Below are 9,200 nucleotides of genomic sequence, written 5' to 3' on the forward strand. Positions count from 1 at the left end.
ATGCCTTCCAGCCCACGCGACCGCATCGGTGAGGTTTACGGCAAGCTCACTGTCGTGCGCGCTTCCGAACGTCGAACCAAAGCAGGGAACGTTTACTGGTGGTGCCGCTGCAGCTGTGGAGCAGAGCGAGAGGTACCCAGCGACAAATTGTCGCTCAACACAGCGCGTCGCAAACCCACCGTGAACGCTTGCGAGCGTTGTGCGAGAGAACTCCAGATTGAAGGGGTTTATCGCAAAAACGATCGGGAGGAAAAAGAACGCCGCCAAGCAGCTGTTGAGGCCAGATCGAAATTGGTAGGACAAGTTCCCGAGCGCTGGCTGAAGCTGCCCCTCACTGATGCTCATGCTCGAGAGCAAGGGAAAAAACTCTTTTTTCGCGGAACAACCTGCCTTCGTGGACACTTGGCGCCCTATCGCATCAACGGCGGCTGCTTGGCTTGTTCTGGTCAGATGCCATCCGCGGCAAATTCGCCATCAACCAGGCCCACAGTGTCATGATTGCGGCGCCGAATGCCAATAATGCTAGGAGTTTGGATTCCATTTAAAGAAAGTCGAAATCGTCTTCAGAGTCACCAGAAAATGCATTCATAACGAGTGCAGAAAAAGGGACAAATACGGCTGCAAGCACAAGTATTTCCACGGGCTTAGGAGGAGTCGATTCAACTTAACTGGGATTACTTTACAAAAAGTCATCAGCGCTACCGTTCCGCTGGGGTGAGTTCAAATACTCAATTCTCTGCCGTCATAGGCATTTCACTCTGTTGTCAGCCGTGAGGGCCGAATCAGACTGAGCTGAGTCGCAAGACGAAGATGCCAAAGATGCTTAGAGCGGCCTCGGAAAGAATCCGCAGCCTGCTGAAGCCGCCGGTTCAACAGAGCATTTCCGAAGACCGGCTCCGCAATGATCGGCAGAGCTACTTCGCCATGACCCGAGCCCTGATCGATGCCCAGCTCGAATGGCGTGATCCTGAACTCACCTCACGCTTGTGGCAAGAGGTGGTCGACCGTGACATGGATCGTGGTCGCATCCTTCAACTCCTCTTCAGCGGTGAGGCACCCCATGACGACGAAGCTCTACAAAGGTCTGACATGGCCTATCTCCAGCTGATCGATCCCAAGGATCCCTGAAGGAGCCTTCCTTCAAATCTCAAAGACGGTCCCCAGAAGCATGGCGGGATGGGTGGATTCTCCTGCTGTGCTGCGTTCCAGTTGAACCGCCATGACGCAATGGGCAAGGAATCGAACTGCCGATAGAACAGCCAGGCCAATGCACAGGGGGCAGTGCGTGATGGTCAAGACGAAGACCTGCTGAAGGTGATGGACCTATCCCAAAGCAGAAGCGTGGAAGCGCCACCATCTCTTCAACAAGCGTCACGCAAAAGAATGCAGGCAGCAAAGCAGTCCATAGGTCTTAAAGCCGAAGCGGGGCATCAGACCATTGAGCCACTGCTGAATTGCTCAGCGCGTTTCGAGCTGACTCGCCAAGGCTTGTCACGCCTTGCAGGGGGGGGATGGCTGTTAAAGTCGATGTTTATTGCTCTCTTTCGGGGAACGGATGAGTCAGGTCACAGTCGGCGAGAACGAAGGTATTGAATCCGCGTTGCGTCGCTTCAAACGCTCCGTCGCCAAAGCCGGCATCTTTTCTGATCTGCGTCGGATCCGTCACCACGAAACCCCCGTTGAGAAGTACAAGCGCAAGCTGAAGCAACGCTCCCGCAACCGCCGCCGCTGATCCGGCCACGTCGATTCAACAAAACGGGCCCTAGGGCCCGTTTTTTATGAGCCATCAATTGCCCATAACAGACAACGCCGAGGGAATCGGTTTCACCAGAAACGTCCAGGGCTTGTGTACTGCTTGAACTGCACGTCTCCTATGGGCGGAATGTCACGGTACGTCTCTGTTTTCGCCAGACTTAATCAACGCTTTAGACCGACAAAAACCACCCGATGGTGTTGTTCAACCCATTTTGTCCCATCAGTGCAGCAAAAATTGCCGGCCTGAAGGCCACCATCGTCTTGCTGTTGGTGTTGCTGATGAAGTCAAAACTGCTTCGAATCAAAATGTCTCTTCTGGGCTCTTTTCTGGGATTCGCCATGTTGGTGGGCTTCCTGTTGAGCGCTGGAGTTTTGACAGTGATCAGCGGCGGAGCCATTGCCTACGCCGCCATGCAGAACCGGAGCAACTGAGTCATGCGCAACCGTCTTCCCTTGTTCAGTGGTCTTGCTCTGGCAACACTCGGTGTTTCAGGCCTGGCCGGTGGAGGTCTGCTTTGGAATTTTCAGGGTCGCACTTTGGGGCTCGGCAGCACCGTGACATCGTTGGTGCTTTTGGGGATCAGCTTTGTATTGCTGCGACCTGAACCGCAAGTTCTACCCGTTGCAGCCAGCGAAGACACCCAGCCGATCAAAGTCAGAGCTCCTCAGGCTTCACTCCTCGGCTTGATCCTCGCCACCATCGGAACCCTTGGCATGGCTGGTTCGGGGCTGCTTTGGAATTTTCAGGGCCTGGCGTTTGGACTCACTGGCACCCTGACTGCCGCAGTGGCTCTTCTGCTGAGTCTTGTCTTTCTCTGGCCCCTCGGCTCAACCAAACTGACCAGACAAGGTGACACCTCGTCTGTTGCAATCAAGCCAATCAAGGTGGAAGCGGTTTCGCAAAACCCAACACCCACACCGACCACTGCTGAAGCCATTGCCGAAGTGTTGGCAGCTGAACAGAAAGAGAGTTCAGAACCGACACTCGTGAATTACGCCCCTCTGCATCTTCTTCCAGGGCAACGTTTATCAACACGTGCCAGACGCGGAGGAAGTTCTCTTGGTCGTTATCGTTCGATGGCTAAAGACCTTTTCCGGAGCTGACGTCTCGCCAGACATTGCGGAGCTGGCGATGCCATGGAGTGATGTTGACATCACGTCGATGCTCTCTCTTTAACGATCCATCAACACTGAATCCAGCTTCTTCCATGTCCCGTCGGAGACGTCGGGTGATAGGGATAAGCAAAATTGACAGAACTAAAGCCGCAAGCAACAAAAAAGGAAGTAGAGAAAGCAGCCAAATAGTGCTCACCAGAGTGATCGTTGCGGCAAGACCAGTTTTCAGCCAACGAGGCATGTTTATTCCCCGTTGGCCAGGCAGCTGTTTCATGTTTCAGAATGTTCACTCAGTTGGTAAAAAATCCTCTCAAGTTCACGGCGAAAAGCCCTGGAATTGAGTGGTTCCCCTAAGCGTCTGCGACGATTTTTTTTCAGCATGACTCGAATCCAACTGATCTGCAGTGCAATCAGCAGAGAGGAGATGATCAGAAAGGGTGTCGCGAAATCATTCCACTCCATCCTTGCTCAATAACTGGATTGAGGCAGGGTGAAGCCAGACTGCATATGTCCAAAATCCAGCAGCACGTAAGTCAGCCAGATCAATACTGCTGCGACTCCAGCGCCGGCAGCAACCTTGGCCAATGAACGACCAATCATCTCCAACAGACTGACCTCTTTCATCGCGTTGAACCAACTCTTTCGATTCTGACGCCTCTCCACCCCAAACCGAAGCCAGCCAACAAAAAAGCCCCGCAAGGCGGGGCTAAGTCAAACGAACAAGCGAGGTGTTCAGCGTCCGACAACTGCTTCTTCAAGAACACCGCTCTTGGAGAAGCCTTCATTCAGCTCAGCAGAAAACTCCATGTCTGGCTCGAGACGACGAGCAATGAGCTCATCAATGGAGAACACACCTGGGCCACAGGCCAACACGGCAACAGCTGCCGCGAAGTAGAGCCCGAGGAGCTCGAGGAGATAGATGTTGAAGCCAGCTGTGACGATGGCGTGATAGATGGCGACGGAGATGGTTCCCGCAACAGCCAATGCCCCCATCCGCGTCAACAATCCTGTGATCAGCAACCAGCTTCCGATCACTTCCGAGAACGCCGCGACATAGGAGAGCAAGATCGGAAAGGGCAGATGCAACGGACGAACGAATGCATCGGCAAAATTTTCGATATTGGCGAGCTTCTCGTAGCCGTGGTGAATCAGCAGAGCCCCCGTGAACACCCGGAGGACAAGCAGACCAAGGTCGCCTGCAATGGGACGGGAAAGAATGGCGCGAATCACTGCAGAGCTAATCGACTACACACAACTTAAATAAGTTGTGTGTTGCAGTGCGGGTCCGCGCCAAGGGGCGGACCGCTGATGAGTACTTCTACTCAGCTCGCCTGGGCGACTCAGTCGTCATAGACCAGGCACTCAGGCTCATCGGGATTTTGCTCACAGAACAGTTCCAGGGGAGAGGGGTCATGGGGATCATCGGGGAATTCCTTTTTGTGATCCAACAACCACTGCAGCTCTTCCGTGAGATGACGCACTTTGCCGTCGTTGTGATCAGACAGGGCCTTGAGGAACTCCTCTTGATCCTTCTGAATGTGCTCGTCAATCGTTTTCATGACTTGGTCCGTCATCTGGCTGACATTGGGTTGTTAGCGAAGACGACCCATTTCGATCAGTCGGTAGATCTACCTTTGTGGTCGAAAGCACACAACAGATCCTCCCAAGAACCCATCACGTCCTGTGACATCGCGGTAGCCATCTGACGCTCCCCGAAGGAAAGTCAGGGAGGCTGATCATCCAGTGCATGCCGTTTTCCGATCGCAGTGTTCTGACAGGACTTCTTGTCTTTGCCATAGGGGTTGTGCTCGGCATCGGGATTGGTTCGGCTAGCGCCGTATCGGCCCTGACCCAGGGGGCACCCGATGTTCTCCAGACATGGTCGGGTGTTGTGGCACTCCCTTGAAGGCTTGACTCCGCATCGTTTCCCGCCTATCAGATGCTGAAATCGGGTGAGCTGCGCGATGTTGTCAAATGACCGAATGATTTTCAGTCGTGAGAAAAGAACGATTCGGCAATTGCTTAATCGACTGCAGCGGATTTTGTTTGGCTAGTTAGCGCGTTCCAATACTGATATTGCCAACACCAATCAGATGTTCGAGTCGCGCTGTGAGCTTCAACTCAGTGCGATCAAAGCCATCCTGATTTCCCGAAACGTAAGCAAGCTCTTCTGTGGTGATCACCTGGTGGGTGACAGCATCAAGGTAAATCTGAACCAGGGACATCCTCAACGTCACCATTCGAAGGCCATCCTGGCAACACTGGAATGCAAACGGCGAATCGGGCCGCGAACGACAGAACTATGGATCGGCAGACCATTCAGAACCTGATCAAGCAATGCAGCGTGGGACTGTTTGATCTGGCCTGTGCCGTCAGCGGACATCCAAGCTGGGATCTGAGCCTGCCTGTCGGAGTGATCGATGCAAGACGCACCAAACCGAAACTGATCGTGAGTGCAATCGGCACGATCAACTCGACGTTGAAGGCCTCATCCACCATTGCTCACCCTTTGATGGTGCAGCTGTTCGAGCGTTTTGAAGACGTGGGCTTGGAACAAGCTCTCACCGAAATGAAGAACGGAGAGGAGGGAGAGGCTTTCGCAGAGGTTTGGCAGGCTTACAGGGATGAACGCCGTAGCGGTGATGCCCCAATGTGGAGCATCGAAGACGCCACGGCCTTCGTCGTGCAGTCTCGTGAGGCCCACGCTGACCGAGAGGTGGCATGCGTCGCCGTTCTCCCTGGGGAGCCCCATCGCATCATCACGTTTTCGGTGCCCATTGCCTTCCTGACACGAGATTGAACAGGCCTATCGCGATGCGCCAAGCCAAGCAGGCATGAGTGTTTCCGAACTGCTAACCCAAATCGCCCTCTTGGGTATTGCCATTGGAGCCAATGGCCTATCAGCACTAGCGGGCGGTGGCGCTGGACTGGTTCAACTCCCAGCGCTCATCCTTCTTGGCCTTCCATTTGCCATGGCACTGGCCACTCATAAGGTTGCCAGCGTTGCTCTGGGGCTCGGAGCGACGGGGCGTCACTGGCGAGCCAGCAGCCTTGACCTCAAACGCTCTGCAGTGGTGCTCGGTGCCGGTTTACCGGGGGTCTGCTTGGGCGCCAGCATGGTTCTTGCCCTGCCAGATCAAGCGGCCACCGCAAGCCTCGGTCTGCTGACGCTGGGGCTAGGGGTTTACTCGGCGCGGAAACCAGATCTGGGAACGATGGACGCGCCCCGCCCCCTGACGGCCAGCACCGTCGGAGTCGGAGCCTGCGGACTGTTCATTATTGGAATCCTCAACGGTTCGCTGACCTCGGGGACAGGTTTGTTTGTCACCCTTTGGCTGGTGCGCTGGTTCGGACTGAGCTACGCGAGAGCCGTAGCCCACACGCTGGTTTTGGTGGGGTTGGGATGGAATGGAGTGGGAGCGCTGGTGCTGGGTTTGAGCGGAGAGATCCGCTGGGACTGGCTGCCAGCACTGGTTCTCGGATCGCTCATCGGAGGCTTTCTGGGCGCCCACTACTCACTTGTGAAAGGAAGTCGTCTGGTCAAACGATCCTTCGAAATCTTGGCGCTGCTGATGGGGGGATCTCTTCTAATCCGCTGTCTCTGAATCGGAGCCCTCAAGGAAACGCCCAGAGAATCGCGTTGCCAGTACCACCGTTGCAGCCCCGTAGGCAATGAACGTCACCGCCTGACCAGCACTGGCTGTTTCATAGACCTCACCCGTCAGCAGCATCCAGTCCATCAGGGACGCCACAGTTCCCCAAATCACCACCCAGACGGACACATAAGCAACGCCACGAAAGGTCCGATCCACAAGCCCAGGGGTTAATCCTCTCAACGCTAAGGGAAGCTGGTTGAACAAGGAGGGCCGGCGGCTCCCGTAATGTCGGTGATTGATCCGATTGAGGGGATGCCGAAGAAACGCCGCAAGCTCAACAAGGACATGGAAGCGGAAATGGCCGCTGCCAAGCGAAAAATTGAGCTAGTGGGCGCGCTGATCAACGACATCCGGAATGAAGACATCCAGGCTGAGTACCTCGGCGCCTTCACGCAGATCCGAAGCGCCGTGGTGAATCTCATCGCTAAGTACACCACCGACGGATTCTGCGAAGAAACAGAAGGCCTGCTCGCGCTTTACAAGGGGCTGATCCAACAATTTGAAGAGGAGTACGAGCTCTGAAGCGGAGATCACGTCGGTCGTCATGGGAACAGGCACTGACGTAGCGCACCGTTTAAGTTCATCGACCTTTGTTCCAAGCCATGGCTCTTCGCCAGAACGACCCGCAGGTGTCACCACTGCGGCTGAAGATCACAGTTTTGATCGCCGGCTTCGGGCCACTGCTCGCCGTCGGCCTCTGGCTGCAGTCCAAAGGTTTTTTCAACTGACGCCATGCACCGTTTTCTCGCCACCGCTGGACTGCTGTCCCTCGGCATGCTCCCCAGCCTGAGCTGGGCCGAAACCGTCAACTTGACCCTGCGCAACGGCGACAGTCTTCACGGGGAACTGATTGAGCGGAATTCAGAGGATGGAACGATGGTGCTCAACCACCCCCAGTTGGGGCGGTTGGAACTCACCGCAGAACAACTCCAACCGGCCGAAACCAAGCCCCTCTGGACAAGCTCTATATCCGCGGGTCTGATCGGCAATGAGAAGGACGGCGACAGCTCCATGTCGATCAGCTTCACCGGAAAAACCCGCTACAAAGATGAACAGCAGAAGCTGTCGTTGAGTGGCAGTTTCAATGCAAGTAAGTCGAAGGATTCGGGGGAGGCACTCTCCATCGATACGGAGAAGGGATCTGCGGAACTCCGATACGACAAACCCATCGGATCCAACCTCGATTTGTTTGCTCTGAGCAGTTACCAGTACAACGGCACCAATGATTCCGGGGTGAACACCGTGCTGGGAAACATCGGTGTGGCTTTCCCACTGATGAAGTCAGAAACAACTGATTTCACCGTGTCCATCGGTCCTTCGGTGCAGTGGAGCGGAGGAGGCATCACCTGTGCCAGCGACACGTTTTGCGGCAACACCTACGGCGGCGCAACGCTCACCGCAGATCTCAGCTGGAAACCCATGCCAACGCTGAAGTTTGGACTTCAAAACCAATTCACAACGGTCTGGGCGAACGAGATTCAACCAGGCAACACCCTTACCGCTGAGGTCCGTTACTACCCCGCCGTGAACAGCAAGTTGTTCACAACATTGCGGGTTCAATCGATTTACCAAAGCATGAGCACTCCACAGGTGAACAACACCATCACAGCTCAGGTGGGCGCCGACTTCTGATGACAACACCACCCATGCTTCAACCGCCGCTGGACGCAGAACAGATCCGTGCCCTGTTCACCAAGCCCTACGGAACACCCGGGCCCACAGCTGCACAATGGAAGGCTGTTTACGCCGACGACGTTCACTTCACCGATCCAACCCAGGAACGGCAGGGAATTGACGCTTACATCCTTGCCCAGGAAGGTCTGATGCAGCGCTGTGATGACGTTTTCCTGGAAACAGAAACGGTGGCGGTGAACGGAGAAACAGCCTTCGTTGAATGGCGCATGGGCCTAAAAATCAAAGGGATTGAATTCATCTATCCCGGCGCAACCCGACTCAGCTTCAATCCAGATGGAAAGATCGGGGATCATCGTGATTATTTCGATTTCGTCGGTCCCACATTCGCTCCTGTTCCTGTGATTGGTGGGCTGGTGCGATGGCTGTACAAACGGTTCGTTGCCTGAAACAGCACAGCAGGGGCATCTGTTGATCGGTCCCCCCGGCAGTGGAAAGTCCACCCTCGCCGGGATCCTCGCTCCATTGCTCCGTGCAAGGGTGATCTCCAACGACGCGCTGAGGAAACAGCTTTGGGGGGACGCAAACGTTCAAGGTCCCTGGCCTGAACTCGAACCCCTCCTCTATGAAGCCATCGACAGCGCCCTGGCTGCTGGCGAGAACGTGCTTTTGGATGCCACCCATGCGCAACTCAGCTGGCGCCAACGGTTGATGCACAGAGATTTAGGGGTGAGGCGCCTGAAGTGGATCGGCTGGTGGCTACAGACACCGCTGGACCGCTGCCTTGTCTGGAACCAGTGCCGTGAACGAATGGTGCCGGAACAGGTGATTCATGCGATGCACCGAACGCTGACCAGCCGTGCTGATCGACCCGATAAGAGAGAGGGATTCTCAAGTTTGATTCGCCTCAATCTCGCCAGCTCAGACCACCAAGAACAGATCAATCGAGCAGTTCAAACCATTCTTGGCCATGAAGAAAGGTAAGCAGGTCATGCACGCCCCTTTGAGTCCCATCAACGTGATTTGAACAGCATCAGTGCC

19 protein-coding genes are annotated in these 9,200 nt (G+C 55.1%); 13 read left to right on the top strand and 6 right to left on the bottom strand.

The features are described from left to right. Together DXY29_RS13680 and DXY29_RS05060 are read left to right on the top strand one after the other, a co-directional pair. A complete protein-coding gene (locus DXY29_RS13680; protein ID WP_115023474.1) occupies positions 1-498 on the top strand; it encodes an early protein (E6) in 498 nt (165 codons plus the stop codon). A 312-nt stretch (positions 499-810) separates the two neighbouring features. After that, positions 811-1,128, top strand: a complete 318-nt coding sequence (locus tag DXY29_RS05060) for a hypothetical protein (protein WP_115023476.1) — start codon at positions 811-813, stop codon at positions 1,126-1,128. Positions 1,129-1,140: 12 nt separating this feature from the next. Here the strand turns inward: DXY29_RS05060 and DXY29_RS13410 are convergent, their stop codons facing one another. After that, entirely contained in the window at positions 1,141-1,296 is a 156-nt protein-coding gene (locus DXY29_RS13410) for a hypothetical protein (protein ID WP_170952124.1), read from the bottom strand. 259 nt (positions 1,297-1,555) lie between these two features. On the opposite strand from DXY29_RS13410, the gene rpsU reads away from it, so the two are divergent. From rpsU to DXY29_RS05075, 3 genes are all read left to right on the top strand, one after another. After that, complete coding sequence (gene rpsU, locus DXY29_RS05065; protein WP_009790002.1) at positions 1,556-1,732, top strand: 30S ribosomal protein S21; 177 nt, start codon at positions 1,556-1,558, stop codon at positions 1,730-1,732. Positions 1,733-1,947: 215 nt separating this feature from the next. After that, complete coding sequence (locus DXY29_RS05070; RefSeq protein ID WP_115023478.1) at positions 1,948-2,187, top strand: hypothetical protein; 240 nt, start codon at positions 1,948-1,950, stop codon at positions 2,185-2,187. A 3-nt stretch (positions 2,188-2,190) separates the two neighbouring features. Next, positions 2,191-2,859 (top strand): hypothetical protein, encoded by a 669-nt coding sequence (locus DXY29_RS05075; protein WP_115023480.1) that lies wholly within the window; start codon positions 2,191-2,193, stop codon positions 2,857-2,859. Between the two features lie 480 nt (positions 2,860-3,339). Here the strand turns inward: DXY29_RS05075 and DXY29_RS13415 are convergent, their stop codons facing one another. The 3 genes from DXY29_RS13415 to DXY29_RS05100 all read right to left on the bottom strand — a co-directional run bounded on the left by DXY29_RS13415 (position 3,340) and on the right by DXY29_RS05100 (position 4,430). Beyond that, positions 3,340-3,495 (bottom strand): hypothetical protein, encoded by a 156-nt coding sequence (locus DXY29_RS13415; RefSeq protein WP_170951142.1) that lies wholly within the window; start codon positions 3,493-3,495, stop codon positions 3,340-3,342. Between the two features lie 108 nt (positions 3,496-3,603). Further along, positions 3,604-4,101, bottom strand: a complete 498-nt coding sequence (locus tag DXY29_RS05095; protein WP_115023486.1) for a DoxX family protein — start codon at positions 4,099-4,101, stop codon at positions 3,604-3,606. A gap of 110 nt (positions 4,102-4,211) precedes the next feature. After that, entirely contained in the window at positions 4,212-4,430 is a 219-nt protein-coding gene (locus DXY29_RS05100) for a CP12 domain-containing protein (protein ID WP_115024259.1), read from the bottom strand. A gap of 188 nt (positions 4,431-4,618) precedes the next feature. Between DXY29_RS05100 and DXY29_RS13420 the strand changes: the two genes are divergently transcribed. Next, entirely contained in the window at positions 4,619-4,777 is a 159-nt protein-coding gene (locus DXY29_RS13420; RefSeq protein WP_170952125.1) for a hypothetical protein, read from the top strand. Positions 4,778-4,925: 148 nt separating this feature from the next. On the opposite strand, the gene DXY29_RS13425 is transcribed toward DXY29_RS13420, so the two are convergent. Further along, positions 4,926-5,096, bottom strand: a complete 171-nt coding sequence (locus DXY29_RS13425; RefSeq protein ID WP_170951140.1) for a hypothetical protein — start codon at positions 5,094-5,096, stop codon at positions 4,926-4,928. A 77-nt stretch (positions 5,097-5,173) separates the two neighbouring features. Here DXY29_RS13425 and DXY29_RS05105 point away from each other — a divergent pair, with 77 nt between their 5' ends. Continuing rightward, positions 5,174-5,671 carry a hypothetical protein gene (locus DXY29_RS05105; protein WP_115023487.1) on the top strand — a complete coding sequence of 166 codons (498 nt, stop codon included), beginning with the start codon at positions 5,174-5,176 and terminating at the stop codon, positions 5,669-5,671. Between the two features lie 34 nt (positions 5,672-5,705). Continuing rightward, the gene (locus DXY29_RS05110) at positions 5,706-6,476 is read left to right on the top strand and encodes a sulfite exporter TauE/SafE family protein (RefSeq protein WP_115023488.1); all 771 of its coding nucleotides are present in this window, start codon (positions 5,706-5,708) and stop codon (positions 6,474-6,476) included. Here the strand turns inward: DXY29_RS05110 and DXY29_RS05115 are convergent. Next, a complete protein-coding gene (locus DXY29_RS05115) occupies positions 6,459-6,683 on the bottom strand; it encodes a hypothetical protein (RefSeq protein WP_115023489.1) in 225 nt (74 codons plus the stop codon). The genes DXY29_RS05110 and DXY29_RS05115 overlap by 18 nt on opposite strands. A 96-nt stretch (positions 6,684-6,779) precedes the next feature. Between DXY29_RS05115 and DXY29_RS05120 the strand changes: the two genes are divergently transcribed. The 5 genes from DXY29_RS05120 (at position 6,780) to DXY29_RS05135 (ending at position 9,143) form a co-directional block, all read left to right on the top strand. After that, positions 6,780-7,049, top strand: coding sequence for a hypothetical protein (locus DXY29_RS05120; RefSeq protein WP_115024260.1), 270 nt, complete (start codon positions 6,780-6,782; stop codon positions 7,047-7,049). A gap of 80 nt (positions 7,050-7,129) precedes the next feature. Beyond that, positions 7,130-7,255 carry a hypothetical protein gene (locus DXY29_RS13840; protein ID WP_255453056.1) on the top strand — a complete coding sequence of 42 codons (126 nt, stop codon included), beginning with the start codon at positions 7,130-7,132 and terminating at the stop codon, positions 7,253-7,255. Positions 7,256-7,259: 4 nt separating this feature from the next. Next, positions 7,260-8,159: a DUF481 domain-containing protein gene (locus DXY29_RS05125; protein WP_115023490.1), complete on the top strand. Its 900-nt coding sequence runs from the start codon at positions 7,260-7,262 to the stop codon at positions 8,157-8,159. Positions 8,160-8,173: 14 nt separating this feature from the next. Beyond that, on the top strand, positions 8,174-8,608 hold the full coding sequence (locus DXY29_RS05130) for a nuclear transport factor 2 family protein (RefSeq protein ID WP_115023491.1): 435 nt from the start codon (positions 8,174-8,176) through the stop codon (positions 8,606-8,608). Beyond that, positions 8,601-9,143 carry an AAA family ATPase gene (locus tag DXY29_RS05135; protein WP_115023492.1) on the top strand — a complete coding sequence of 181 codons (543 nt, stop codon included), beginning with the start codon at positions 8,601-8,603 and terminating at the stop codon, positions 9,141-9,143. Before DXY29_RS05130 ends, DXY29_RS05135 begins: the two co-directional genes overlap by 8 nt. Positions 9,144-9,200: the final 57 nt, after the last annotated feature.

The organism is Synechococcus sp. UW69 (genome assembly GCF_900474185.1).
Lineage (GTDB): Bacteria > Cyanobacteriota > Cyanobacteriia > PCC-6307 > Cyanobiaceae > Parasynechococcus.

Excerpts from the sequence above, each read along its gene's own strand:
- DXY29_RS13680 (WP_115023474.1), top strand. The coding sequence starts at position 1 with ATGCCTTCCAGCCCACGCGACCGCATCGGTGAGGTTTACGGCAAGCTC.
- DXY29_RS05060 (WP_115023476.1), top strand. The coding sequence starts at position 811 with ATGCCAAAGATGCTTAGAGCGGCCTCGGAAAGAATCCGCAGCCTGCTG.
- rpsU (WP_009790002.1), top strand. The coding sequence starts at position 1,556 with ATGAGTCAGGTCACAGTCGGCGAGAACGAAGGTATTGAATCCGCGTTG.
- DXY29_RS05070 (WP_115023478.1), top strand. The coding sequence starts at position 1,948 with ATGGTGTTGTTCAACCCATTTTGTCCCATCAGTGCAGCAAAAATTGCC.
- DXY29_RS05075 (WP_115023480.1), top strand. The coding sequence starts at position 2,191 with ATGCGCAACCGTCTTCCCTTGTTCAGTGGTCTTGCTCTGGCAACACTC.
- DXY29_RS13415 (WP_170951142.1), bottom strand. The coding sequence starts at position 3,495 with ATGAAAGAGGTCAGTCTGTTGGAGATGATTGGTCGTTCATTGGCCAAG.
- DXY29_RS05100 (WP_115024259.1), bottom strand. The coding sequence starts at position 4,430 with ATGAAAACGATTGACGAGCACATTCAGAAGGATCAAGAGGAGTTCCTC.
- DXY29_RS13420 (WP_170952125.1), top strand. The coding sequence starts at position 4,619 with ATGCCGTTTTCCGATCGCAGTGTTCTGACAGGACTTCTTGTCTTTGCC.
- DXY29_RS13425 (WP_170951140.1), bottom strand. The coding sequence starts at position 5,096 with ATGTCCCTGGTTCAGATTTACCTTGATGCTGTCACCCACCAGGTGATC.
- DXY29_RS05105 (WP_115023487.1), top strand. The coding sequence starts at position 5,174 with ATGGATCGGCAGACCATTCAGAACCTGATCAAGCAATGCAGCGTGGGA.
- DXY29_RS05110 (WP_115023488.1), top strand. The coding sequence starts at position 5,706 with ATGAGTGTTTCCGAACTGCTAACCCAAATCGCCCTCTTGGGTATTGCC.
- DXY29_RS05120 (WP_115024260.1), top strand. The coding sequence starts at position 6,780 with ATGCCGAAGAAACGCCGCAAGCTCAACAAGGACATGGAAGCGGAAATG.
- DXY29_RS13840 (WP_255453056.1), top strand. The coding sequence starts at position 7,130 with ATGGCTCTTCGCCAGAACGACCCGCAGGTGTCACCACTGCGGCTGAAG.
- DXY29_RS05125 (WP_115023490.1), top strand. The coding sequence starts at position 7,260 with ATGCACCGTTTTCTCGCCACCGCTGGACTGCTGTCCCTCGGCATGCTC.
- DXY29_RS05130 (WP_115023491.1), top strand. The coding sequence starts at position 8,174 with ATGCTTCAACCGCCGCTGGACGCAGAACAGATCCGTGCCCTGTTCACC.